Source organism: Rhizobium tibeticum (assembly GCF_900110205.1).
Lineage (GTDB): Bacteria > Pseudomonadota > Alphaproteobacteria > Rhizobiales > Rhizobiaceae > Rhizobium > Rhizobium tibeticum.
Window position 1 is genome coordinate 1 of record NZ_FOCV01000015.1, and the last position, 25,660, is coordinate 25,660.

22 protein-coding genes and 2 pseudogenes are annotated in these 25,660 nt (G+C 59.7%); 9 read left to right on the top strand and 15 right to left on the bottom strand.

What is annotated here, in order from left to right:
• From BSG20_RS35640 to BSG20_RS17405, 3 genes and pseudogenes are all read right to left on the bottom strand, one after another.
• Positions 1–92, bottom strand: a pseudogene (locus BSG20_RS35640) (electron transfer flavoprotein subunit beta/FixA family protein); the annotation flags it as partial.
• 43 nt (positions 93–135) lie between these two features.
• Entirely contained in the window at positions 136–726 is a 591-nt protein-coding gene (locus BSG20_RS17400) for a dimethylsulfoniopropionate lyase (RefSeq protein ID WP_072377522.1), read from the bottom strand.
• Positions 727–777: 51 nt separating this feature from the next.
• Entirely contained in the window at positions 778–2,814 is a 2,037-nt protein-coding gene (locus BSG20_RS17405) for an NADH:flavin oxidoreductase (protein ID WP_072377520.1), read from the bottom strand.
• Between the two features lie 145 nt (positions 2,815–2,959).
• Here BSG20_RS17405 and BSG20_RS17410 point away from each other — a divergent pair, with 145 nt between their 5' ends.
• The 8 genes and pseudogenes from BSG20_RS17410 to BSG20_RS17440 all read left to right on the top strand — a co-directional run bounded on the left by BSG20_RS17410 (position 2,960) and on the right by BSG20_RS17440 (position 10,706).
• Entirely contained in the window at positions 2,960–3,589 is a 630-nt protein-coding gene (locus tag BSG20_RS17410) for a TetR/AcrR family transcriptional regulator (protein WP_072377518.1), read from the top strand.
• A gap of 10 nt (positions 3,590–3,599) precedes the next feature.
• Positions 3,600–4,394, top strand: coding sequence for a pyrroline-5-carboxylate reductase family protein (locus tag BSG20_RS17415; protein ID WP_072377516.1), 795 nt, complete (start codon positions 3,600–3,602; stop codon positions 4,392–4,394).
• A gap of 69 nt (positions 4,395–4,463) precedes the next feature.
• Positions 4,464–5,465, top strand: coding sequence for an ABC transporter substrate-binding protein (locus tag BSG20_RS17420; protein ID WP_072377514.1), 1,002 nt, complete (start codon positions 4,464–4,466; stop codon positions 5,463–5,465).
• Positions 5,466–5,560: 95 nt separating this feature from the next.
• The gene (locus BSG20_RS17425) at positions 5,561–6,448 is read left to right on the top strand and encodes an ABC transporter permease (protein WP_072377512.1); all 888 of its coding nucleotides are present in this window, start codon (positions 5,561–5,563) and stop codon (positions 6,446–6,448) included.
• Complete coding sequence (locus tag BSG20_RS17430; protein ID WP_072377510.1) at positions 6,441–7,520, top strand: quaternary amine ABC transporter ATP-binding protein; 1,080 nt, start codon at positions 6,441–6,443, stop codon at positions 7,518–7,520. Before BSG20_RS17425 ends, BSG20_RS17430 begins: the two co-directional genes overlap by 8 nt.
• A gap of 22 nt (positions 7,521–7,542) precedes the next feature.
• A pseudogene (locus BSG20_RS37500) lies at positions 7,543–7,680 on the top strand (DUF3422 domain-containing protein); the annotation flags it as partial.
• Positions 7,681–7,716: 36 nt separating this feature from the next.
• The gene (locus tag BSG20_RS17435; protein WP_072377508.1) at positions 7,717–9,702 is read left to right on the top strand and encodes an oxidoreductase; all 1,986 of its coding nucleotides are present in this window, start codon (positions 7,717–7,719) and stop codon (positions 9,700–9,702) included.
• An 11-nt stretch (positions 9,703–9,713) separates the two neighbouring features.
• Positions 9,714–10,706: an Ldh family oxidoreductase gene (locus tag BSG20_RS17440; RefSeq protein WP_244541359.1), complete on the top strand. Its 993-nt coding sequence runs from the start codon at positions 9,714–9,716 to the stop codon at positions 10,704–10,706.
• 319 nt (positions 10,707–11,025) lie between these two features.
• Here the strand turns inward: BSG20_RS17440 and BSG20_RS17445 are convergent, their stop codons facing one another.
• The 5 genes from BSG20_RS17445 to BSG20_RS17465 all read right to left on the bottom strand — a co-directional run bounded on the left by BSG20_RS17445 (position 11,026) and on the right by BSG20_RS17465 (position 17,432).
• Positions 11,026–12,006 carry an ABC transporter ATP-binding protein gene (locus BSG20_RS17445; protein ID WP_072377504.1) on the bottom strand — a complete coding sequence of 327 codons (981 nt, stop codon included), beginning with the start codon at positions 12,004–12,006 and terminating at the stop codon, positions 11,026–11,028.
• 3 nt (positions 12,007–12,009) lie between these two features.
• Entirely contained in the window at positions 12,010–12,861 is an 852-nt protein-coding gene (locus BSG20_RS17450; protein WP_208610996.1) for a carbohydrate ABC transporter permease, read from the bottom strand.
• Positions 12,831–13,694 (bottom strand): carbohydrate ABC transporter permease, encoded by an 864-nt coding sequence (locus BSG20_RS17455; protein ID WP_072377500.1) that lies wholly within the window; start codon positions 13,692–13,694, stop codon positions 12,831–12,833. Before BSG20_RS17455 ends, BSG20_RS17450 begins: the two co-directional genes overlap by 31 nt.
• A 56-nt stretch (positions 13,695–13,750) precedes the next feature.
• Positions 13,751–15,025: an ABC transporter substrate-binding protein gene (locus BSG20_RS17460; protein WP_072377497.1), complete on the bottom strand. Its 1,275-nt coding sequence runs from the start codon at positions 15,023–15,025 to the stop codon at positions 13,751–13,753.
• A 73-nt stretch (positions 15,026–15,098) separates the two neighbouring features.
• A complete protein-coding gene (locus BSG20_RS17465; RefSeq protein WP_072377551.1) occupies positions 15,099–17,432 on the bottom strand; it encodes an alpha-L-rhamnosidase in 2,334 nt (777 codons plus the stop codon).
• 145 nt (positions 17,433–17,577) lie between these two features.
• Here BSG20_RS17465 and BSG20_RS17470 point away from each other — a divergent pair, with 145 nt between their 5' ends.
• Complete coding sequence (locus BSG20_RS17470; protein ID WP_072377549.1) at positions 17,578–18,597, top strand: LacI family DNA-binding transcriptional regulator; 1,020 nt, start codon at positions 17,578–17,580, stop codon at positions 18,595–18,597.
• A 457-nt stretch (positions 18,598–19,054) separates the two neighbouring features.
• Here BSG20_RS17470 and BSG20_RS37505 read toward each other — a convergent pair whose 3' ends face one another.
• The 7 genes from BSG20_RS37505 to BSG20_RS17505 form a co-directional block, all read right to left on the bottom strand.
• Positions 19,055–19,273, bottom strand: a complete 219-nt coding sequence (locus BSG20_RS37505) for a hypothetical protein (RefSeq protein ID WP_037119081.1) — start codon at positions 19,271–19,273, stop codon at positions 19,055–19,057.
• A 297-nt stretch (positions 19,274–19,570) separates the two neighbouring features.
• The gene (locus BSG20_RS17480; RefSeq protein ID WP_072377495.1) at positions 19,571–20,500 is read right to left on the bottom strand and encodes a TIM barrel protein; all 930 of its coding nucleotides are present in this window, start codon (positions 20,498–20,500) and stop codon (positions 19,571–19,573) included.
• Between the two features lie 67 nt (positions 20,501–20,567).
• The gene (locus tag BSG20_RS17485) at positions 20,568–21,509 is read right to left on the bottom strand and encodes a sugar phosphate isomerase/epimerase family protein (protein WP_072377493.1); all 942 of its coding nucleotides are present in this window, start codon (positions 21,507–21,509) and stop codon (positions 20,568–20,570) included.
• 82 nt (positions 21,510–21,591) lie between these two features.
• Complete coding sequence (locus BSG20_RS17490) at positions 21,592–22,764, bottom strand: Gfo/Idh/MocA family protein (protein WP_072377491.1); 1,173 nt, start codon at positions 22,762–22,764, stop codon at positions 21,592–21,594.
• A gap of 67 nt (positions 22,765–22,831) precedes the next feature.
• Positions 22,832–23,734 carry a sugar phosphate isomerase/epimerase family protein gene (locus tag BSG20_RS17495; protein WP_072377489.1) on the bottom strand — a complete coding sequence of 301 codons (903 nt, stop codon included), beginning with the start codon at positions 23,732–23,734 and terminating at the stop codon, positions 22,832–22,834.
• 95 nt (positions 23,735–23,829) lie between these two features.
• Positions 23,830–24,642: an ATP-binding cassette domain-containing protein gene (locus BSG20_RS17500; protein WP_072377487.1), complete on the bottom strand. Its 813-nt coding sequence runs from the start codon at positions 24,640–24,642 to the stop codon at positions 23,830–23,832.
• 9 nt (positions 24,643–24,651) lie between these two features.
• Positions 24,652–25,647: an ABC transporter permease gene (locus tag BSG20_RS17505; RefSeq protein WP_072377485.1), complete on the bottom strand. Its 996-nt coding sequence runs from the start codon at positions 25,645–25,647 to the stop codon at positions 24,652–24,654.
• Positions 25,648–25,660: the final 13 nt, after the last annotated feature.

Genomic DNA, 25,660 nt, shown 5'->3' on the forward strand with positions numbered 1-25,660 from the left:
ACATTCGCGAGCTCGACGCCTGTGCCATCCGGCTTCACGCGGATCTTCACGTTGTAGTCAACCACCCGCTTCACGGGGACGAGAATTTTCATGGGAACCCCTTTTTTGTATTTCCTGTTGCCTCGGGAACTGGTCCTAAGCGCATAACGCCCAGAAGGCGAAGAGCGGTGTGTTTAAGGATCGCATGGCGTGTTTGATGTTCGGGCGATTGTAGAAGGTTCCTCCTTTTCCCGGTGCAAACCAGGCACTGTCCCCCTGTCGGAACTCGCCGTCGGATAAAACGAGATATGTTTCTTCCGGAGCGTGATCGTGGTCCGGATAGCGCACGCCCGGCGCCATCAGAGTGACGCCCAGCCACACGTCGTCGCGGTCCTCCAGCCCGCCGGGGCCGACGATCATTGCGTTGGCGTGGCCATCGACGAAGTTCTCACTCGCATTGCCGTCGTATTTGCTGCGGCGCCTCCATTCAAGGCGCGGCTCGAAGGACTTAAAGCGTCCAAGCATCCGCTGCAGCAAAGGGTCGTCGACCTTCAGAGCCAATGCCTCGGGTAGCCATTCGCAGACGGGCAGCCGGCTGCCGGTCCCGGGCCTCTCAACGCCCTCGCGCTGCAGTAGACCGAAGATTTCGAGGATCGAGCGGCGACCGTCGGGGTCCTCGACCTGCCTGTCGAAGGCCGCGAAGGCCGCATCGATGAAAAGCTGAAGGTGCGCGCTTCTTTCAATCATGCTGTGTTCTGCCTAAGAGGGACAGTCGCCCGAAGGGACCGGCCGATCAGATCAAAGATCCTTCGCGATTCTGAGCCCATCGTAGATCGCAGCATGGGTGTTGCGGGCTGCGACCGCGTCGCCGATCCGGAACAGCTGGAACTGCCCATCGGGATTGCGGACAACCGACTGCGGCTCGCCCGAGAGGAGCTGGTCGTACGACGTCTCGCCAAGATTTTTCGAGAGAGGCTTGAGTTCGAAGTATAACTCGTCCAGCGGAATCGTGCCATGATTGACCACGATCTGGTCGACGACACGCTCCTTGGCAACGCCGCCGTAGTCGCTACCCACCTTGGCGACGATCTGGTTGTCGCTCTTTTGCGCCGATTCCAGGCGGAACGTGACAGTGAATGTCACGTCGAGCTTCTGCAGCGAACGCATGTAGGGTACCAGGTTCATCGCCATGACTTCAGGAGCGAACGATCGGTCGGGCGTCATGATCTCGACCTTCGCGCCCGCCTTGGCCAAGAATTCGGCCGCCTGAAGACCTGCGTGGTCGCCGGCGTCGTCGAAGACGAGGACGTTCGATCCGGGCTTAACATCGCCGGAGATGATGTCCCACGAGGAAACGACGAGTTCGTTCCCTTTCGACAGCACGTCGGTGTGAGGGAGACCGCCTGTCGCGATGATGACGACGTCGGGATTTTCCGCGGTGATCGTGTCGCCCTCGGCCCAGGTGTTGAATTGGAAAGTGACGCCGAGCTTTTCGCACTGGCTCATGCGCCAATCGATGATGCTGATCATCTCCCTGCGACGCTCGCTTTGCGCCGTCAGCCTGATCTGTCCGCCCGCATTGTTCGCGGCCTCGAAGACGACGACCTCATGGCCGCGCTCGGCCGCCACGCGTGCAGCTTCAAGACCGGCCGGGCCCGCGCCGACGATCACGACCTTCTTGCGGACCTCCGCCTTCTGGACAATGTGGGGCATCGTCTGCTCGCGGCCGGTCGCCGCATTATGAATGCAGAACGCCATGCCGCCTTGGTAGATGCGGTCCAGACAGTAGTTCGCCCCGACGCACGGGCGGATGTCCTCTTCGCGCTTCTCGATAATCTTACGGACAATGTGCGGGTCCGTCATGTGGGCTCGCGTCATCCCCACCATGTCCACCTTCCCCGCCGCGATCGCATGACGGGCGGTCGCTACATCGGGAATCTTGGCCGCGTGGAACGTCGGAAAATTCGTCGCCGCGCGAATCTCTCCAGCGAAATCGAGATGCGGCGAGTTGGCCATGCCCTGGATGGGAATAACGTCTGTGAGACCCGCATCGGTGTCGATATGACCGCGGATGACGTTGAGGTAGTCGATCAGACCGCTGTCGCGCAGGCGCTTCGATATCTCGATGCCTTCCGCCTTTCCCGTGCCGCCCGGAAGACATTCATCAGCGGTATAGCGGACGCCCAGAATGAATTCGTCGCCGACCCTCTCCCGTATCGCCTTGAAGACGTCGAGACAGAAGCGCATGCGGTTCTCGATCGATCCGCCGTACGGACCGTCGAGTTCGTTGGTGAGCGGAGACGTGAACTGATCGATCAGATGGCCGTAAGCCTCAAGTTCGATGCCGTCCATGCCACCGGCCTTCATGCGTTCGGCCGCGTCAGCGAAGTCCTTTATGATGCGTTCGATATCCCAGTCTTCGATCTTCTTCGGAAACGCCCTGTGCGACGCTTCGCGATGGTGGGACGGAGCGACGACCGGCAGCCAGTCGCCCTTGTCCCAACGGGTACGCCGGCCAAGATGGGTGAGCTGGATCATGATGGCGGCGCCCTGCTCGTGCACGGCATCGGTCATTTCCCTGACCCACGGAACGATCTCGTCCTTGAAGGCGAGCAGGTTGTTGAAGACCGGTGGGCTGTCTCGCGAAACTGCGGCCGATCCTGCAGTCATCGTCAACGCCACGCCGCCTTTCGCCCTTTCGACCGTATATGCGCGATATCGCTCCTTGGGCATGCCATCCTCCGGATAGGCCGGCTCATGAGAGGTGACGATGATGCGATTGCGCAGTTTGAGATGCTTGAGCTGATAAGGCTGGAGAAGAGGATCGTTCGACATGTGCCGGGCTCCCGATGAGGTATGCAGCGGGACGCTAACCATTAATGTACACACGTGTCAACTGTGCAAAACACTGACGTCATTCCTTTTGACACCAATGTACATTTTTGTTGTGCGAGCTTTAACGATTTGCTAGGAGACATCCATGGATCAGAGTGTGAACGACAGCGGTTGGCGCGGATCACAAGACGGGTGGCTGGAAGCGGCCTACGACTCTCTATTGGAGTCTGGCGTCGATTCCGTGAAGATTCTGCCCCTTGCCAAGAAGCTCAACCTCTCCAGAACGAGCTTCTATTGGTTCTTCAAGGACCGGGAGGAACTATTGAGCGGGCTCGTCTCGCGTTGGCGGGACAAGAACACCGGTGGCATCGTCAAGCAGTCGGAAGCTTATGCGGAGAGCTTGACGGAAGCGATGCTCAACGTCTTCGACTGCTGGCTGGACCAAATGCTTTTCGACAGCAAGTTCGAGTTCGCGGTTCGAAGCTGGGCCCTTCAGTCCGAAGAAATTCAGGCGGAGGTTCACAACGCCGACCGGACGAGAATGGAAGCAATCGCGACCATGTTCAGACGCTTCGGCCTTCCGGCAAATTCCGCGGACGTCAGGGCGCGTACGACGTACTTGGTTCAGATCGGATACATCTCGATGCAGTCGAAGGAATCCATCGCAGTTCGCATGAAACGGATTCCGGAATACATTGCGATCTACACCGGCGAAACACCCGCACGACGCGAACTGGATCGCTTCTACGCGAGACATGGATACAAGCCGGACTAGGAAGGTTGAAATGAGGAGATCGCTGCGTATTGGTGTGATTGGCGGGGCCGGCTGGCTCGGCGGAGCCATTGCCGGTGCAGTCCTCGACGCGGGCGTCGTCAAAGCATCTGATCTCGCCCTATCCTACCGCCGCGAAAAGCCTGGAACCCTTGCGGATGCGTTCTGGACCGCCGACAACCAGGAACTGGCGGACCGATCCGACGTCATCATTGTCTCGGTGCGGCCGGAGGACTGGCGCTCTTTGAAGGTCGATGCAAGTGGGAAGCTTGTCATATCGGTCATGGCGGGCATCAGGCTCGTTTCTCTTTGTAAAAGCCACCTGACTGAAAGAGCGGTCCGTACGCTTCCCAATGCGGCCGCAAAGGTCGGACTTTCCTACACGCCCTGGGTGGCGACTGCCAATGTTCGCGAGGACGATCGCGCGATTGTCCGGGCCATCTTCGAGGCATGCGGTGCCCAGGACGAAGTCGCCAGCGAATCTCAAATAGACTACCTGACCGGCCTCAGTGGCTCCGGACCGGCTTTCCCCGCTCTACTGGCCTCGGCGATGATCGAGCATGCCAAGGGCCAGGGGCTTTCCGCCGAAGTCGCCCATAGGGCCGTGGTGACCGTTCTTAAGGGTGCGGGCCGCCTCATGGAGCGACGGGAAGAGTGTCCGAGCGACATTGTCCGAACGTTTGTCGACTATCGCGGGACGACCGCTGCAGCGATCGAGGAGATGCGCGCATCAGGCTTCAACGACGCAGTCTCAAGGGGATTGTCGGCTGCGTTCCAGAAATCGGTTAGTATGGGAGATGCGTCCTAACGGCCGTGGGGCGGGTTTTCGCGGCAGCCCGCTCGCCAAGTAAATGCCGCAAGAAAAAAGGGAACGAGAATGAAAAAACTATTGGCATCGACGTGCATGATGTTCGGGCTGCTGGGAGTGGCCTCTTATGCGAACGCCGCCGACTGCGGCTCCCTGACGATCGCCAGCATGAACTGGCAGAGCGCCGAGGTTCTTTCCAATCTCGACAAGATCATCCTCAACGAAGGATATGGCTGCCAGGCTGAAATCACCGTCGGCGATACCGTTCCGACGATCACCTCGATGGCCGAGAAGGGTGAACCGGACATAGCTCCGGAAGCCTGGGTCGATCTTCTTCCGGATGTCGTGAAGAAGGGCACTGACGAAGGCCGCATCATCAAGGTCGGGTCGCCTCTCCCCGATGGTGGGATCCAGGGTTGGTGGATCCCGAAATATCTTGCGGACGCGCATCAAGACCTGAAGACAATCCCCGATATGCTCAAGCACCCGGAATTGTTCCCTGATCCGGAAGATTCGTCCAAGGGCGCAATTTACAACGGCCCGCAAGGCTGGGGCGGCACGATTGTCACCTCACAGCTCTACAAAGCCTTCGATGCAGAAAAAGCCGGCTTCAAGCTTGTTGATACAGGTTCGGCCGCCGGCCTCGACGGTTCGATTGCAAAGGCTTACGAGCGCAAGGAAGGCTGGGTTGGATACTATTGGGCACCGACCGCTTTGCTTGGAAAGTATGAGATGGTGAAGCTCGAGGCCGGCGTTCCTGCCGACGCCGCCGAGTGGAAACGCTGCAACACGGTCGCTGATTGCGCAGATCCGAAGCCGAACGCTTGGCCGACCGACACGATCGTGACGCTCGTCGCAAAGCCCTTCGCCGAAAAAGCTGGTCCTGACGTTATGGCTTACCTCGGGAAGCGCGCCTGGAGCAACGAAACCGTCAACAAACTGATGGCCTGGATGACCGATAACCAGGCGAGCGGCGAAGACGGCGCGAAGCACTTCCTGAAGGAGAACAAGGACGTCTGGACGAAGTGGGTGTCGGAGGACGCGGCGAAGAAGATCGAAGCTTCGCTCTAGTTCCGTGCTGAGGCGGTGTGCGCCGTGCGCGCCGCCTCTTAGAGCTCAGAAAATTGAAAAGACGTGTGACGGCTCTTTCAGAGAAAGGGAACCGAATGGAATGGTTTTACAAATTCCCGCATATGAATGACGACAGCCTGCGCGATCTCAAGAAGGCGATCGACGACGGCTTTCGGGCGTTCACGCGAGCGTATGGCGATGCGATCGAAGGCCTCTTCTCCCCTCTGCAGCACTTCCTGCTTGCCGTCGACCGGTTCATGACGCAGACGCCGTGGCCGATCATAACGGTGCTGATCCTCGTGATCGCGTGGCTCGCGAGCCGCAGTCTCAAGATCGTGCTGGGCTGTCTGGTGACGCTCCTTCTGATCGGCTATTTCGATATGTGGGAAGACACGATGCGGACGGTCGCGATGATCTTCGTGTGCACTGTTCTGTCCATCGCGATTGGCCTTCCGATCGGCATCCTGATGGCCCGCTCCGACCGGGTCCAGCGGATCGTCAATCCCATTCTCGACGTCATGCAGACGATGCCTAGCTTCGTCTATCTCATTCCGGTCGTGATGTTGCTGGGGATCGGCCGCGTGCCAGGACTGATTGCCGTCGTCATCTATGCAATCCCACCGATGATCCGCCTGACCGACCTCGGCATCCGGCTCGTGGACAAGGACGTGCTCGAGGCCGCCGACGCCTTCGGAGTCTCCAACTCCCAACGGCTCTTCAAGGTCCAGTTGCCGCTGGCGCTCCCGACCATCATGGCCGGCATCAACCAGACCATCATGATGGCCCTGGCTATGGTGGTCATTGCGTCGATGATCGGTGTGCAGGGTCTCGGCCAGCCGGTGCTCAAGGCGATCGCCAACCAGTACTTCACACTGGGCATCTTCAACGGCCTTGCCATCGTGGGCATCGCAATCATCTTCGACAGAGTCAGCCAGGCGTACGGCAAGCGGCTCCAGAAACACCGGGAGATCGTCCATGGCTGATCATCGTTTCGGCGGCATCAAGATCCGAAATCTTTACAAAGTCTTTGGACCCGAAGCTTCCAAGCACATCGATGCGGTGAAGCAGGGCATGACAAAGTCAGAGCTCAACCGCGCGCATGGACACGTGCTGGGTTTACGTGACATCAACATCGAGATTCCATCGGGCCGCATTCAGGTCATCATGGGTCTGTCCGGCTCGGGAAAATCGACGCTCATCCGTCACATAAATCGCCTGATCGATCCGACAGCTGGCGAGGTTCTGGTCGATGGTGTTGACGTCGTGACGATGAACGAGACCGAGCTCAGACACTTCCGCCGTCATCAGACGGCGATGGTGTTCCAGAAGTTCGCGCTCATGCCTCATCGCATCGTGCTCGACAACACGGTCTTTGGTCTCGAAGTGCAAGGGATCGATCGCGCCAAGGCAGTCGATGTCGCCATGAGATGGTTGGAGCGCGTCGGCCTCAAGGGGTTCGAGCAGAAGTATCCGAACCAGCTCTCTGGTGGCATGCAGCAGCGCGTCGGCCTGGCCCGCGCACTGTCTAACGACGCCCCTGTGCTGCTGATGGACGAAGCCTACTCCGCGCTCGATCCCTTGATCAGAACGGACATGCAGACGGTCCTCCTCGATATCCAGAAGGAGATCAAGAAGACGATCGTATTCATCACCCACGATCTCGACGAGGCTCTTCGACTGGGTGACCAGATTGCCATCCTCCGGGATGGCGAGGTCATCCAGCAAGGAACGAGCCAGGATATCGTCCTGCGACCAGCCGACGAATACGTGGCGAGCTTCGTCAAGGAGGTCAACAGAGGGCGTGTTGTGCAGGTCGAAGCGATCATGCAACCTTGGCCCACCGGCGCGTCGCCAGGCCGGACGACGGTGGCGGCCGGATCCACGGTCGAAGAGGCTGTTCGCAAGCTTGCCTCGGCCCCGGAAGGCGATGTGACCGTCGTATCAGCCTCCGGCCAGCCGGTCGGCGTCGTCACGTTCCGCCAGCTCGCCACCGCAATGGTGAATTCCCATGGCGAAGCCGAAGGGAGCTCCAACCCCCTCGTCGCGGCGCTCTAAACTCCAGGGAAAATGGCCGCAGATGCCGCTCCGATCCGAACATCGTCTGCGCGGGGAACGTCACAACGAGCTCCATGTGCGGCCATCCCTATACTTCGGCCGCGATACCGACGTCTGGCACGTGGCGGTCGTCGGCGAGAACGGTCCACCGCCGATCCCGACAGTGATTACACCGCACGCATCTCGAGGATAGACGATGTCTAAGCTGTTTCCGCGTCTGAATTCGCCCGTCGGACTTCGAGGACGGACGCTGCGAAACCGTATCGTGTTCGGGGCGCATACGGCCAACATGGCCCGTGACGGGATGCCGACAGAACAGCACGTCGCCTACTATGCAGAGCGAGCGATCGGCGGCGCCGCGATGATCGTCGTCGAGCCGATGCCCGTCCACCCGGCCGCAGTGCTGACTCGGGGCAACTTCCGCCCCGGCGACGACGCCGTCATTCCGCACTTCAAGCGCGTGACCGCGGCGATCAAGAACAACGGCGCCGTCGCGATCCAGCAGCTCTACCATGTCGGAGCGCATGGGGACTCCGACAACTCCTACCATGCCCACTGGTCACCGTCAGGTCTTCCGAGCTACCATGACAGCGACGGATCGCACCCGATGAGCGAGGCCGAGATCTGGGAGACCATAAGGGGATTCACCGATGCGGCGAGGCGCTGTCGCGACGCCGGTTTCGATGGCGTCGAGGTCTGGGCGGCCTACCTAGGTCTCGTCGACCAGTTCTGGACGCCCTGGTCGAACCGGAGAGAGGACAAATGGGGCGGCTCACTGGAGAACCGTACGCGGTTCTCGCGCGCGATCATGGAAGGGATCAGAGCCGAATGCGGTTCCGACTTCATCATCGGGCTGGCGATCAGCGATGAACCCGATCATAGCGTCGCCCTATCCCGTGATGAACTCGCCGAGATCGTCGCGCTGCACGACGAGCTTGGTCTGGTGGACTACGTCACATGCGGCTCGGGAGGTTATCTCGACTTCCATAAGCTCATGCCGACCTTCGTCTATCCGGAAAAGCTCGGCGCCGACCTGGCCGCCACGATCAAGCTGTCGGTCAGGCACGCCCTCGTCATAGCGGAGAGCCACATCAGGACGCCGGAGAATGCCGAGACCATCCTTGGCGAAGGGGCGTCCGACCTCGTCTCCATCGTTCGCGGCCAGATCGCCGATCCCCATCTTGCGCGAAAGGCTGGAGACGATCGTCCGCAGGACATCCGTGGCTGCATATCCTGCAATCAGATGTGCTGGGGACGTCGCTCGCGCGACTATTGGATAAGCTGTCTCATCAATCCATCGGCAGGCCGGGAGCATCTTTGGGGCGGCGACCGTTTCACGCCCACCAACGATCCAAAGCGCCTTCTGGTCGTGGGCGCCGGCCCGGCCGGCCTCGAGGCGGCACGAGCCTCGGCAGAGCGAGGTCACCATGTGATCCTGGCGGAGGCCTCCAGTCGGCTGGGCGGCAACTTCCTGCTCGCCGGCATGCAGCCGCGCCGCGCACAGATCCTTGATCTGATCGAATGGTACGACCGGCAGCTCACCAAGCTCCAGGTCGATGTACGATTGAACACTTACGTCGACGCCGCCGACATCGATGATCTGGGCGTCGACGTCGTGATCATGGCGACGGGCTCCTATTCGCCTGAGACCGGATTTCAGAAGGCGCTGCCCGCCGTCGAAGCGCTGCCTGGTATTGAGAAAGGAAATGTCTTCACAGTCGAGGCGGTCATGGCGAGACAGGCAAGACCGGGAAAGCGGGTCTTGCTTTTGGACGAAGGTGGAGGATGGCGCGGCGGCGGCACGGCATGGAAACTCGCTGAAGATGGTCACACCGTCACCATCCTGTCGCCGGACCCGTTGATTGGGAAGGAGTTGCTGCGGACCACGGCCGATGTTCCTCTTCGGAAGGCGCTGAGGAAGCTCGGCGTGACTTGGCACCTCGAAGTCAGCGTGACGGAATGGCACGGCAATGGTGTCACGTTGCTCGATCACAATACAGGAGAGACCCAGTTCGTCGAAGGCGACTGCCTTGTCCTGGCGACCACCAACCTCCCCGCAAATTGGCTCGCTGAAGAGGTTCGCCCCACAGGCCGGCGGATGATCGAGATCGGTGACTGCGCAGCGCCACGGCAGGCTCCGTATGCATTCTACGAAGGCAGGAAGGCGGCTCTCGCACTATGATGCAGGACACCATGACAATGCTTTCGGCAGATGAAGCCGTAAAGCTTACGACCCGCGCCTGCATCGCATGCGGAGCCAGCCCTGCCATGGCGGCTTCGCTCGTCACCGCCACTCTTTCGGCGGCCCGTTTCGGGCACAAAGATCTCGGATTTCCTCACTTGATGGATTACCTGGAGGCCTTAAAGGCTGGCCGCATCAATGGAAACGCGCGACCCAGCATATGGCCGGTCCTCCCCGCGTTCGTTCACGCGGATGCTGATGGCGGCATCGCCCAGCTACCGTTCGACCTTGCCTACGACGACTTCCGTAAGAGGGTATCCACTTTCGGCGTGGCCTTGTACTCCCAGAAAAACAGCTACACCGCCGGCGAACTCGGTTACTACGTCAGGCGACTTGCGCTCGATGGGATCGTGTCAATCGCCGTCGCCAACGGCCCCGCCCTCATGACGACCGCGGGGTCGGGAAAGAGAGTCTACTGCACGAACCCGATCGCGTTTGGCGTGCCGACGGGCGCCGGCCAGGCCCCTGTTGTCATCGACCAGGCATCCAGCGCCACCGCCTTTGTCAGAGTGAAACGCGCGGCCGATCTGCATCAGGAGATTCCGGAAGGGTGGGCAGTCGATCGATCCGGCCAGCCGACGACTGATGCGCGCGAGGCGATCGAGGGCGCGCTTCTCCCCTTCGGCGGCTACAAGGGCGCCAACATCGCGCTGATCGTCGAACTTCTTGCCGCCGGCCTTTCTGGCTCCTCCTGGTCGATCGACGGTGCGGACTTCCTGACCGGAGACCGCTCGCCCGACACTGGCATGACGATCATCGCGATTGCGCCCACCGCCGCTGACAAAGGTTTTTCAGAACGCGTCCGAACGCATGTCGAGCGCCTGACGGACGTCGGCGTCCACGTTCCAACCCAGAGCGTAGAAACAGACAGCGAGACATTGGATCTGGAAGTTTCGGAGGGTCACTTGAGGGTTCTCCGAGAGATAGTGTTCGACGCGTGCTAGTCGCGCGCCCTCTTTCCCTTCGCGGGACTGCGCTCGAAGGACCATCCGGCGAGTAGCTCGTGGACGTTCTTCACGTCAATTTGAACGCGCAGGTCATAGTCAATCGCAGAGCAAACCACTTTACAAGCCGACTGGGCACTTTAACGATGTTGATGAGCCCGGTAGTGCCGACAGCAAGCGGCGAGCCGCCCGTCAGAACGTCATTCTTGACTTGAATTTATCATGGGCAAGCTTTGCCCCTCGCGTGGATCCGCGATCGTCGAGGCGTGTCGAAACACCGAGCGACTGTGACCGCGTCTCAAGCCCGCTCGTCGCCATGTCAGGAAAACCTGTGCTCCTTGCCTTTCGAAGGTGACGCAAACAGCGTTTCTCCGATCGAAATCGGGCGATCGCCATCCGTGCGAACGACCAGCGATGGCAGGTCAGGGACGTCAAGATAGACAACGGTGTCTGCACCGAGCCTTTCGATGTGCCGCACGACACCACGCCACTTTCCCTCCATCGTAGAAAGCGAAATGTGCTCAGGGCGGACGCCATACGTCCGGCATCCTTCCCTTGCGGCCACCTCCCCCTCGAAAATATTCATTTTGGGCGAACTGATAAAGCCGGCAACGAACGGGGTGGCCGGGTGGTTGTAGAGTGTCATCGGCGTTCCGATCTGCTCGATTTTTCCACCGTCGAGGACGACGATCTTGTCGGCCATGGTCATCGCCTCGACCTGGTCGTGGGTGACGTAGATCATCGTCGCGCCGAGCTTGGCGTGGAGTTCGGTGAGTTCGATGCGCATCTGCGAGCGCAAAGAAGCGTCGAGGTTGGACAGCGGCTCATCGAACAGGAAGACTTTTGGATTTCGGATGATGGCCCGACCGATTGCGACGCGCTGGCGCTGGCCGCCAGACAGTGCCTTGGGTTTTCGATCCAGCAGATGGGAAAGCTGAAGAATGTCGGCGGTCTGCTTGACCTTCTCGGCGATCTCCGCCTTGGGACGTTTGGCAAGCGACAGGCCGAAGCCGATGTTTTCGCCAACCGTCAAATGCGGGTAGAGCGCATAGGATTGGAAGACCATGGCGATACCGCGCTTTGAAGGTTCGGCGTCGGTAACGTCCTTGCCGCCGATGAATACCTTTCCCGAACTCGATGTTTCAAGTCCTGAAATGATCCTCAGCAAAGTCGACTTCCCGCAGCCTGAAGGACCGACGAAGACGCAGAACTCTCCCGCATCCACCGTCAGATCGACACCTTTCATCACATCCAGGCTGCCGAAGCTCTTGCGGACATTTTCAAGCACCACGCTTGTCATGGCTTATCCTTTCACTGCGCCTGCAGTCATGCCTGCCACGATCTGCCGGTTGAAGAACACGAAAACAATGAGGGGCGGAATGGTCACCAGCAGGATGTTCATGAACAAGAGGTTGAACTGTGTCTGGAACTGTCCCTGGAAATTGTAAAGCGTGAGCTGCACCGTTACGTTTTCCCGGCCCGGCAGGTAGTAGAGTGGATTGGTGAAGTCGTTGAAGATGGCGATCGACTGCACCACGACGACGGTCACCGTGACCGGTTTTAGCAGCGGAAGGACGACCCGGAAAAAGATCTGCAGCGGTTTGGCGCCGTCGATAATCGCTGCTTCATCGAGATCGCGCGGTATCGTCGCGATGAAGCTTCTAAACAGCAGCACCGTAAATGCCAGACCATAGGCGACCTGGATCAGGATCATGCCTGATATCGACTTGAAAAGACCAAGCGACTGTAGCACCCAGATGGTGGGCACAACCGCGGGCGGTATCATCAGGCCCGCAAGAACGCAGCCATAGATCACCGCGTTCCAACGCGAAGGGCGGCGTTGCAAGACGTATCCCACCATCGCGCCAAATAGAACGAGAAGAGTGACAGCGACCACCGTGATGACCGTTGAATTGAAATAGGCCAGCAACAACATGTAGTTGCGCGCCTGAAGCACCTCGAGGAAGTTTTCCCAGAGGCGCCATTCAACAGGCAAGCTGAACATCAGCGACGCAGCGTCCTGCTTTGTCTTGGCTGCCGTGATGAAGATGAACAGGAAGGGCAGCACGAAGAGGACGCAGCAGGCGAGAAGCGCTACGACGCCCGTGTAAAGTTGGCGACGCTTCAAAGCTCCACCTCCTTGCGGTTGAACCATACCGTAAGAGGCAAGACGATTAGCCCTATGAGGACGAACAGGATGACGTTTCCGGCTGTCGACAACCCATAAAAACCGGCTTGGTACTGCTTGTAGATGACGCTCGCCAGCACATCGGAGGAAAAGCCTGGCCCACCACGCGTCATTGCCCAGATCAGATCGAAACTCCGCAGTCCACCGATCAGCGACAGCGTAATGACCGTAACGGTGGCGGGCTTCACCAGTGGAACGGTGACGCGGAAGAACATCTGCCGAGGGGTCGCGCCATCGATTCTGGCGGCTTCATAGTAATCTGGGCTGATGGAGGCGAGCCCTGCGATGAAGATGACCGTGGCAAGCCCGATGCCCTTCCAAAGATCGACGAAGACGATGGAATAGAGTGCTAGCGCCGGATCTGTCAGCCAACCCGGACCGTGAATACCTATGGCAGCAAGGGCCACGTTGATGAGGCCCCGGGTCGGGTGCATCAAAACCGAAAACGTGATCCCGACGCCGATGGTCGACACGAGGACCGGGAAGAAAATAACCGTCCGCAGGAACCCCTGCGCCCAAAGACCCGACGTCAACAACACTGCCAGGAGCAAGCCCAGAACCGTTTTCGTGCCGGAGGTCAGCACGGCATAAATGACGGTGTTGATAAGGCCCTGGATCAGAAACGGCTCACGGAAAAATTGCCGGTAGTTTTCCAGACCGATGAACTGCGTGGAAAAGAGGTCCCACCGCGTCAGGCTGAACCAGAAAGAGGCGATCGTCGGCGCCAGAAAGAGAACGGTAAAAACCACCGCCGCTGGCAGGACAAACCAGTAGGGATAAGGCGATTTGCGCGTAACCATGAGGTCTCCTTGAAAACCCCACCCGGACCAGCACCGGGTGGGGATCGGCTGGGAGGTTACCAGTTGGGCAGGCCGAGCTGCTTGGCCTGCTTCTCGACGTCCTGGTCGTAGAGAGCTGCCGCGTCCTTGGCCGAACGAATTCCTGTTCCCACTTCAACCGTGATCTGCTCGAGTGCCGGTCCCTTGACAGGCGACAGGAACTCCAATGCGGGCGCAGCACGCCCCTCGGTTTCGAAATAGGGCAACATATCGGAAACGACTGGCGGAACATCCTTCGGGAGTTCGCAACCCTTGACCAGATACGGGCCGGAAGGAACAGCCTTGGCCATGAGGTCGCACGCCTCCTTGGTGCCAACCCAGTCGAGAAATTTCTTGGCTTCCTCGACATGCTCCGACTTTGCCGAGACATACAGCGCAGAAGGCATCCACACCGTCAGCCCATTCTTTGCGGCGTCCGTGCCGGGTTGAGCAAAGAAGCCCAAGTCTTTGAGATTGTCGGGAAAGTTCTGCTGAATGTTGCCGATGCCGAACGTCAGGTTGGGATAATGGGCCGCCTCACCGGTTGCCACCATTCGCATGCCGTCGTCAAACGTCGCGGCGCCGAAGTCAGGGTTAAGCAGACCGGCTTTTGCAACCTCTTCAAGGTGCTCGAAACCGCGCGTTGCGGCTGGCGTATTGGCATATTTGAGCTTGTTGGCGGTGTAGTCGGCGGCAAAATTCGGAACCTCGGCCTGGACGTTGTAGTAGTCGGCGAGGACGAAGAGCTGCGAGGTCCAGGTCGTGCCATAGGTCTGCGCGACGGCCACCTTTCCGGCTGCCTTGATCTTCTCATTGTTGGCCATGAACTCTGCCCATGTCTTGGGCGGGGTAAGGCCGAGTTCGGCATAAATCTTGCGATTGTAAAAGATGCCGCCACCCATGGCAGGACCAAACGGCGTTCCGCGCACGTGGCCATCGGGGCTGGTGACCACCTTCTTGAAGCTGTCGAGGATGCCGGCCTGTGATGGAAGGTCAGAAAGGTCTGCCAGCGTGGATTGCGGCTTCAATGCCTGGAAAAGCGAACCGCCATTGTACTGGAAGATATCGGCCATTTCGCCGGTGGCGAGACGGGTCTTGATGATGTTGTCACCTTCCGAGCCGCCAGCACGCTGCTCCACGTCAAAGCTCACATCAGGATGCTTTTCGGTATAGGCCTTGGAGACGACGTCGAACGAGGCGATCGTTTCCGGGTTTGTGTCGATCAGGATGCTGAGCGTCACATCGGCGTGAGCGACACCCGCAGCCAGCGATGTGATGGTTGCGGCAAGGATGCTGCACTTCGTCATTCTCATAGTCGTTTCCTCCTCTTGAAGACCGGAATGATTTGGGCTGCTCGCTTGCGGGCAAGGACCGCAAGCTACCGTATCAGATGGAAAAGGTGATCGTATGCTCTCCCTTGCCGAGCCTGACTTCTTGGCCGGGCGAGACCAGGCCGCCATCCGCCGTCAGCGACTTGCGGTCCTCTGTGGCCTTCAGGCGCGCCGTCACGCCTTGCGGCAGTGAAAGGCGGCAGGTGACGGTTTTAGCCTCCAGGCTCCATCCGGCCTCGATGCGTCCGAAGCGCGTGTCATGCCACGCCGAAACGGGCGAGAGAGCGGGAAGAATCGCGGGGTCGAATGCCACTTCCTCGAAGCCGGGCTTATCTTCCAGCGGTTTTATGCCAGCCACGTCCTCGAAGAGCCATTGGCACACGGCGCCATAGGCATAATGGTTGTAGCTGTTCATGTCGGGATCGTAGATCGTGCCATCGTCAGCGAGTGCATCCCACCGCTCCCAAATCGAGGTCGCCCCATGCTCCACCTGGTACAGCCAGCCGGGGACTTTGCGGTTCAGGAACATCTTCTCCGCAAGATCCAGCATTCCGAGACGCGTGAACGCCGGTAGCAAAGCGGGGGTTCCAATGAAGCCGGTTCCGATCACGCCGTCGGTCTCTTCCGAGACACGGCGAAAATAGTCGCGACCGGCCGTCTCGTACTCCGGCGCAACAAGACCGTACAAGAACGCCAAGGCCCAGGAGGTCTGGTCGTTGTGCGCGATGCGACCCGATGGTGCAAAGAACTCATGCTTGAACGCCGCCCGGATTTCCTCTGCTCGCGCATCGAGCCTGATGGCTTCAGCGCCCTTCCCGAGGATGCGGGCGATCTTTGCGGCCAGCTGCGTCGAAATAAAATGGTAAAGGGTCGCTGCACAATCGTCCGCAACCGTCGGGCGCGGCTTGCGATTGTCGCCGACAGGCTGCAGCCAGTCGCCGAAGGTGAAACCACGGTCACCCCAAACTGCCGGCGGCCGGATGAGCGGGCCGTCGGAAATGCCCCAGAGATAGTCCAACCAACCCAGCATGGCCGGAAAACACTCGTTGAGAACCGAGGCGTCGCCGTAGTGCAAATAGAGCTGCCAGGGGATGATGACGATGGCGTCACCCCAGCCCGTCGATCCCGCCCAATCGCCGCGTCCGTCGATCGGATGAAGTCGGGTCGGGTCTGGCGAAAAATGCGAGATCGCTCCATCAGCACGCTGGTCGTGCATCACATCGCGAAGATATTTTTTAAGAAAGGATTCACTATTCGCAAGCCAGCAGGCGGTGCCGGCAAAAACCTGGGCATCGCCGGTCCAACCCAGCCGCTCGTCACGCTGCGGGCAGTCGGTCGGGACCTCGATGAAATTGGAACGCTGCGACCAGATGGTGTTCTCGACGAGCTTGTTGACCGCGGCGACGCCGCAGGTGAAACCGCCCGCGCTCATAGGCACCGAAGAGATCGGGACCATGGTGATGGCAACCAATTCAGCCCGTCCCGTCAAGGTGACGCGCGCATATCGGAACCCCATGAAGGTAAAGAGCGGCGCGTAGAGCTCTTCGCCCTCTCCGTTCAGCGTGTAGACCAGTTCGGCCCGCGCGCTTCGATAATTGCGGTTGTCGAAAAACCGGTCGGGTCCGAGCACTTCACAATGTTCAACCCGAACCTGCGCACCCGCCTCGCCCTTTACGCGAATGCGAATATAGGCGCCGGCGTTCTGGCCAAAATCATAGACGTTTCGGCCATCCGCCTCGGCCCAGCTTGCGGTCGGCGAGCGCCCATCAAGCTCCTTGACCGCCGTCGTCTCGTGAGGAACGAGCAACCCTTTATCGAAGGCTAAGACCTCGACGCCGTGCGTGTCTTTCGGTTCGATGCGTGCGTCGTAGTCCTCCCCGAAATAGATGCCATTGCGAGCAACCGGCGTGTAGCCGCTCTTCCAGGCCCCATCCGTCTTCAACAACGGTGCCCCGCCGACGCTCAACTCTGCAATCGCCGCCGTTTTCTCGCCCCAGCAGTTGATGATCGGGTTGGAGGCCCACATGAGCTGGCTGCGGTACCAGCCGTCGCCCAGCCAGATCTCGATGCGATTGTCGCCTGAGCACAGCAGGTCTGTGGCGTCATAGGTCTGATAGGCAATGCGGTCGTCGTAGCAGGTCCAACCAGGCGTAAGCAGATCGTCCCCCACGCGGTGTCCATTGATAAAAGCGCGGTAAAGCCCGAGCGCGGAAATGCGCAGTGTCGCCTCTGCCGGAACCTCGCCAAGCCAAAACGCACGGGAAATAAACGTGCCTGCCGTTCCCTGGCCACCATCGCAAGACGGTGCGACCATCGACGCTGAAAACTGGAACGCAGAACCAGCAAGGCCGCTGGCCGCGGCGGCGCCGTGGTCCATTACAATCTCCATCATGCAAACCTCCTCAACCGCATCCCCGTGGGGGACCAGAACGCGTCGTGTATATCGTTCTATGTATATCATTCTACACAAACGATTGCCGCGCAAGAGTTTTATGCCTATAGTTTCGGGAAATCCGGAGACAGAGACGTTTATGATGAAACATCAGTCAGTTAGCGCGTCACAAGACAGGATAACCATCCGCCATGTGGCAAAGGACGCCGGCGTTTCCATCGCGGCAGTCTCCAAGGTGCTGCGCAACGCCTACGGCGTCAGCGAGGTTTTGAGGAACAAGGTCGAAACCTCGATCGAGAAGTTGAACTACCGTCCGTCCGTAGCGGCACGAGGAATGCGCGGCCGCACCTACACGATTGGCGTTCTTGTGATAGAACTGTCCAATCCGTTCCTTGCTGGCGTCATCGAGAGCGCGAACGCCGCCTTGTCGGAGAGCAATTATAAATCACTTATTGGAATCGGTCGCTCGGCCAGCTCGATCGAAGCCTCCATGATTGAATCGATGATCGACAACCGGATGGACGGGGTCCTGATTACTGCTCCGCGAATATCAGGCAAGGTTTTGGAACGCTACGCCCGTCAAATCCCGATCGTTGTCATTGCGCATCACGAACCGCATGCGCAAACGTATGACACCGTCAATTCCGACGATCGGAAGGGTGCCCATCTGGCAGTCGAGGCTGCGCTGCGTCAAGGTCATCGGGACATAGCCATGTTGAGCTATGATCTCCTGGATTCGCCGCCGTCGGTCGTCGCCGTTCAGCGCGAGACGGGCTACCTGGAGGGAATGAAGCAAGCCGGGCTGGAAGGCAAAATCATTCGGCTTCCGCCCGTCGCCGCGGATCGGAGAAGCGCGATCAAGAACTTCCTTACGTCGCAATATCGACCCCGCGCAGTCTTCGTCTGGTCGGATCTTGACGCCGTGCCGTTGCTCAATGCGGCCAGAACCAGCGGCGTAAGGGTGCCCGAAGACCTCGCCATCATTGGGTATGACAATTCTCCCCCTTCCGCCATACCGCTTGTCGGCTTGACCAGCGTCGATCAAAACGCCGCCCAACTTGGCAGGACAGCCGGCGAGATGCTGCTCAGCCGGATCGACGGCCGCGAAAATGCCCAACACGTGCTGATCGAACCGCGTGTGGAGATGCGCGGCAGCGTATGATGGATGCTATGGTTCGGGCGAATTGCCGTTCGCGTAAGTTCCGCAGACGTTCGTATCATATTGAACATAACTGGTTATTTGCCTTCACGCATTCGCGGAAATTCGCGCTGCGGGCTGACAGAGCGGTGGCCGCGGCCCTTATCTCAATGGGACCAAGACCGGTCCCAAGTCCTGGCTCTTTATGTGGACTAACTCGGGGTACCCGAAGGGCAGCTATCCGCGTCTGATGTCGCTCTCCTGATCGACGACACGGCAGCGATGAAGTCCGCCGCATGGGGTCTGACGCAGATCTTGGCCGAGAACTTTTTCCGCCGCCGGCCAGGCAACGCCAGAAGCGATGGCCCTGGCGTTCATGAAGAGTGAAGGCGCTCACCTTAAAGCTTGGATCGCACGTAGAGGCGCAGCTGTAGCCGGCAGCCTACGGTCGGGCATCGGTCGCGATCTCCTAAAGCCTCGCTCAGTGCTTTGAACTTCTGCCACGGTAAGTCGCTGGCGCTGGCAACGCTTCGTGTGCCTTCGCCAGCGTCTCCAACCACGCAGCAAGTTCGGCCGGAACTTCCTCATTCCCGGCTTCTAGCGCTTCGATCCAAGAGAGCTCGCACTGCAGCGCCGATGCGATGTTGATTGGGGTCCATCGGATATGGAGCAGACATTCGCTAAATCGATCCGGGGTCATGGTCTACATTAGGCTCCTAGGTGGTGCATCTGAAACGAGGTAGCCTGTCATATAGGATTCCGTCACGAGCTGATAGAGATGGGCGTCCGGAACGCCGAACGTTGCGACCATCACGTAGCGTCGAGAAGCTTCCCAATCTCCTCGATCCTACGCCTTGCAGGCAATGTTGGTTGGGCTGCCACAGATTTTTTTCAAAGGATCCCATGTCCTCCAGACGACCGCCGACTTGTGCACCATTGAGATCGACGCCGGCGCGGCCCATCGTGACAATGTCCAATGTCTTGGACATGTCGCTCCTCAGAAACCCACTGACTTGAGAAAGGCCCGGCTAGATGCCAGGTCGTCGAGAATGGAGCCGCCGTTTTGCGGATCACGCTCCTGTTCGATCGTGATGTAGCCGCCGTAGCCGGTCTCGGTCAGCAGTCGCCGAACGGCGACATAGTCGATATTGCCCCTGCCTATCGGACACATCACACCCTTGGCGCAGGCTTCGAAGAAACGGATTCGCTCGCCCATCACCTCTTCGAAAACCACCGGATCGATATCCTTGAAGTGAACGTAGTCGAGGCGCTTCCAGTATTTCCGAAGCGTTGCTGCGGGATCCATGCCGGCATAGGCAAGATGGCCGGTGTCCAGGCAAAGGCCCGCGAGGTCCGGATCGAGATCGTGAACGAGCCGCGCGAGCTCGTCGTCGAACTCGATGTAGCCGCCGGCATGGGGGTGAATGGTCGCTCGTACCCGGAACTCGTCGCGGGCGAGTTTTGCGATCGCATTGATGTTGTTCATCATTCCCGACCATTCCGCCTCTGCTAGCCGCGGCGCGCGATCGGAATGTCCGGCGGCGTAGTCGCGCTCGTCGTGTCCCCAATCCATCACCGTTAGAAACGGTGCCGGAAAACGCTGTCCCTGGTGAGTGGTGGGTCTGGGCAGCGCCGTGATCAGCGCGCATATTTCACCAGTCTGCCGGAGGAGATTGTCTCGGTTCGACGGCGAAACGAGATCGTCGAAGATCGTGCCGGCGACGATCGCCAGTCTCCGTTCGCGAAGGGCCTCCGACATGATGGAGACGTTAAGCGGCATATAACCGTACGGACCGAGTTCGAGTCCGCCGAATCCTGCCGCCGCCGCCTCGTCGAGGACCTTCGTCCAGGAAGGGAGATTGGGATTCGAGATGTCGTCGACGCCCCAGCAGCAAGGCGCGCAGGTGACTGTGATCAGGTTGGACATCGCCAGGCCTCATCGAAAGCGATTGGAAAAAGTGAGGCGCTGGCGTGTTCTCGCCAGCGCCAGTCAATCAGCGGCTGATCGTCGCCTGCAATGCGTCGATCGAGGACTGGATGCCTGCCTCCGTCGACATGGTGAAGTCCTCCATCTCGAGGCTGACCCAGCCGTTGTATCCGACCATGCGCACGACGGAGAAGAATTCCTTCCACCATTGCAGGTCGTGGCCAGCGCCGACGGCTACGTAGTTCCATGTGCGATTGGCGACATCCGTGACGTCCTTCAGCTCCAGCAGGCCGTTGACGTCCGCCAGACCGCGCTCGATGCGCGTATCCTTGCCATGGCAATGATGTATCGCGGAGCCGAGAGCCCGTGCAGAAGCGATGGGGTCGGCTCCCATCCACATGAGATGCGACGGATCGAGGTTCATCCCGACGGTTGGCCCGACCTCGTTGCGGAGACGGAACAGCGTCTCGGGGTTCCATACCAGCATCGCCGAGAAATTCTCGAGCGCATAGTTTTCGACGCCGACTTCCTTTGCGAGCTTTACGAGGTCATGCCATAGCGGAAACGCGCGGTCTTCCCACTGGTACCGGTCGCGCTCCGGCATCTCGTCCGGCCAGCTCTTGGTGTAGACAAGCCAATTGGGGACCGTGTCACCAGGGGCAGCCTCGGGGAGCCCCGACATCGTGACGATCGTCTTCACGCCAATTTCACCCGCTAGGCGGATGGTCTGCTCCATCTCCTTGCGATGACGCTTGCCCATGTCGCCGGGATCAAGCGGATTGGCCGAGCAATTCAGAGCGGCGATCTCAAGACCGCGAGCCTCGATCTCCTTAAGCTTGGACTTGAGCAGTGCCTTGTCCTCCAGCAGCTCGTCGGCGCGGAAATGAGGAGCGCGCGACCAGCCGCCGCCTGTCATTTCAATGCCTTCGACGCCGAGCTTGACGCACTTGTCGAGCATTTCAGTGAAAGGGAGATCGCCCATTACGTCGGTGCAGATCGATAGTTTCATGGCATGGTTTCCTGTTGGAGAAGTGTCGGGGACGCGCTCTTGGGAGTAGGTTGGAGGAAAACCGCGCGCCCCCAATTCCAGGTTATTTAAAGTCGACCCAGGCCGCGCCTGCGTCAGCCGAGAGGACGCAGTTTTCGAGCCAGCGGACACCCTCGGTGCCGGCGTTAATGTCGGGGTAGTGATGGTTCTTCAGGAAGGCCTCGTCACCGCGACACTTCGCATCGATCGCCTGCGCGATCCAGAGATAGATGTTGGACCAGCTATCGCCCAATCCTTCGGTGTGAAGCGCGCCCATCCGGTCGACGGCGAGGCTCTCCTCTTCAAGGTATGGCATGCCATGGTGCATGATGCGGTTCGGCTCGCCCTGGACCTCGTAGACCAATTGGTCTGGATGGGCGTCGGACCATTCTATGGAGGCCTTCGAACCGACAAAGCGATAGCGTTGCGAGCCCATGTTCCCGGCGTTGACCGAGGACACCCAGAGTCGGCCGCGGGCGCCGTTGTCGTAATGCATCAGGACGGTCGCATGGTCTTCGAGCGGCGCGCGGGTCGGAATGAACGCCTTGCGGTCGCAAAGCAGCTTCTCGATCTTCAGATGCGGGAGTACGATTTCGGAGAGGTAGTAGAGATGCGTGCCGATATCGCCGAGGACGAAGGTAGGACCCGCCGTCTTCGGGTTGGTGCGCCACTTCACGGCCTCGCCCGCGCCCACGTCGTCGCCCGAATTGAAGCCGTGCGTGTACTGAAGGTCGACGATCCGGATATCGCCGAGCATCCCCTTCTTCACCATCGCTGCCATCTGATGAACCAGCGGGTGACCGGTGAAGCCATAGGTGACGCCGACGATCAGTCCCTTCTCATCGGCGAGCCGGGCAACCTCGTCACATTCCTCGACCGTGAAGAAGAGAGGCTTCTCGCAGATGACGTGCAGGCCGGCCTCAAGGCATGCCTTGGTGATCTCGTAGTGGGTGAAGTTCGGCGTCGCGATGGATACGACCTCGACGCCGTCCTCGCGACCGGCCTCCCTTGCGATCAGTTCCTTGTAGTCGGCATAGCACCGGTCGGCAGCAACGCCGATCTTCGTGCCGAAGTCGCGTCCGCGTTCGGCGTCGAGATCGAATGCGCCGCAGACGAGGCGATAGGCACCGTCGCGTTGCGCGCCGGTCCTGTGCTTGTAGCCGACCTGGCCCGTCCGGCCGCCGCCAACCATGCCCCAACGCAGTGGGCGCTCTATCAGTCTTTCTCCGTTGATCATTTTCCGTCCTTCCAGAAATTAAAGTCTTGAGGCCGCGCGCCTTGTGCGCCGCCAGGTAGCTCGGGCGTCACTTCGCTGCGTACTTGTCGACGTAGCGCTGCATTTCGGTGCACATGAACTTGCCGGACTGGTCAGCCTTGTCTTCCCAGGCGAAGACGCAGGACGTCATGATGCCTTCGAAGCCGATCTCGGCGAGCGTTCCGAAAAAGTCGTCCCATGGGACTTCACCCTGTCCGATGTTCAGATGCTGGTGAACGCGGGCATTGGTGCCGGGAGGATTGAGGATGTAACGGAGACCCGATGATGCCTTGTGATTGAAGGTATCGCCGACATGGACGTGGGCGAGAACGTCTTTCGCCTCGCGCAGCATCGCCTTGGTGTCGTCACCGAAGTAGAACGTATGCGGCGCGCAATAGAGGAACTTGACGTTCTTGGAATTGACTGTCCGGATGATGTCGAGCGCCGGCTGCAGCGTCTCGCACCAGTCTTCCGGATGCGGCTCGACATGGAGGTTGATGCCTTCGCGTTCGAAGATCGGAACGAGTTCCTCCATCGACCGCCACCAGGCGTCCTCGCACGCCTCGATCATCGATCCGGTGTGGCAGCAGTAGCAGGAGCCCTTGTCCGGATGCGGTCCCCGACCGAATTCGGAGTTCATCGTGTCGACGCCGAGTTCGACGGCGATCTCGATGGCGCGCTTCCAGTGCCGGACCGCCGCCTGCCGCTCAGTCTCGTCGTTGGACGCCCAACGATACATCGGCAGGAGCGACGCGATACCGACGTTGGCGTCTGAGAGCGCCTTCTTGAAGGACTTTATCCTGGACGGGAACACCCGCGGCGCCTTGAACCACTCGAGGAAGTCGGCCCGAGGGCTGAGCTCGATCCACTCATAGCCGAGTTCGGCGACTTTCGAGGGGAGTTGCTCGAGCGAAAGGTGGCGATGCATAAAGGGGTCGAGCGCGATTTTCATGACTGTTCACCCGTGAAACGGTTGCACTTGCCAGCCCCACCCGCGAGGGCGGGTGAGCCGATGTCGTTGTCTTGTTGTGTCCGTTCGGCGGCCGGTCAGACCGCTACTGGTTGTCCGCTATTGGCGGACGAGTGAGCTTCGATCTCGGCTTCAAGTTCGGCCATCGCCTCGCCGCCAGCCATGAGGTCGGTGATCTCCTCTCGAGTCTTCTCGCCCTTGCGGAAATCGGCTGCCTTCTCGCCCTTGATCAGGACGGCGAAGTGGTCGCCGACGGTCATCGCATGGATGACGTTGTGGGTGATGAAGATCACTGCCAGACCGCGACGCCGCGCCTCGAGCACGATGCGCAGAACGTGCGCGGCCTCCTTGACGCCGAGCGCCGCCGTCGGCTCGTCGAGAATGAGCACCCTCGCCCCGAAATGGACAGCGCGTGCGATCGCCAGCGATTGTCGTTCACCGCCGGACAACCCGCCAATCAGGCGGTCTCCGTCGTCGATGCGCGTGATGCCGAACTCCCGGACGGCCTTCACCGCGATCTCGTTGGCCTTCTTGCGATCGTAGATCTTGAAGGGGCCGAAGCCCTTGGTCGGTTCCCGGCCGACGAAGAATGAGCGGCCGATGCTCATAAGCGGGAAGGTACCGCCGAACTGGTGGACAGTCGCAATGCCCACATCGGCGGCTTCGCGCGGATTGTTGAAGGTCAGAGCCCTTCCTTCGAACTTCACCGTGCCGCTCGTCGGCTTGTAAACGCCGGCGAAGGTCTTGATGAGCGTGGACTTACCTGCACCGTTGTCACCGAGCAGACATAGGACTTCGCCTGGATGAACCTTCAGCCTGATGTTGTGCAGGACGTCGATCGGACCGAAGGACTTATTGACGTTCTCAAGCTCGAGAATTGGCGTTTTCATATCCTGTCCTCACTTCTTCTTGGGCGAGTAGGTCAGCGCCATGTGACGGAACGTGTTGTTCATGAGTACGGCAATCAGAAGCATCACGCCGATGATCAGGCTCGACCAGTTGCGGTCGAAGGTGGTGAAGTAGATGCCCTGGTTGACGACCGCGAAGGTGATCGTGCCGAAGAAGATGCCGATCACGGATCCGAAGCCTCCGGTCAAAAGGACGCCGCCGACGACCACCGAGATGATGGCGTTGAAGATGAACGTCATGCCTCCCGAGACCTGAGCCGAGTTAAACAGGATCGCCTGGCACATGCCTACGAACGACGCGCTCGTGGAGGAGAGAACGAACAGGATGATCGTGAGCCCGGCTGTCGGAATTCCGGCGTTACGGGCGCTGACCCTGTCTCCGCCCATCGCGAAGATCCAGTTCCCATAGGGAGACAGATGGATGAAGAAGACGAAGAGGGCGGTGATTGCAATCCACCAGATGATGATCACCTGGAAGGAGCCTAACAGGAAGTGACCGAAGAGGAACTTCGCCCAGGGATCCGCTGTTAGCGGCACGCTGGTCGTTCCTGTGACGAGAACCGATACGCCGAGCATTAGGCCCTGGACCGCAAACAGCGTGCCGAGCGTGACAATCAGTGAGGGAACCGCGGTTCGTACGACAAGATAGCCATTCACCAGGCCCACTATGAGCCCTATGCCGATGGAGCCGAGCATACCGACCCAGATCGGGAGACCATAGAAGCCGGAGATGATCGCGATGGTCATCGATCCTGCGGGGATCATGGCACCGATCGAAATGTCGAGGTCACCCGCGATCATCAACAGGCCGATCGGCAGGGCGACGATGCCGAGGTTGGCGGCGACGTTCAGCCAGCTCGCCGCTCCGGCCGGTTCGAGAAACTTGGTGCTTCCAAAGACGATGAAGAACGCAAGCACCCCGACGAGCCCGAGGAACGCGCCCGCCTCGGGGCGCCGCAAAAGGTTGCCTATTGACAGAGTGTTCATGTGCAAAATCCTA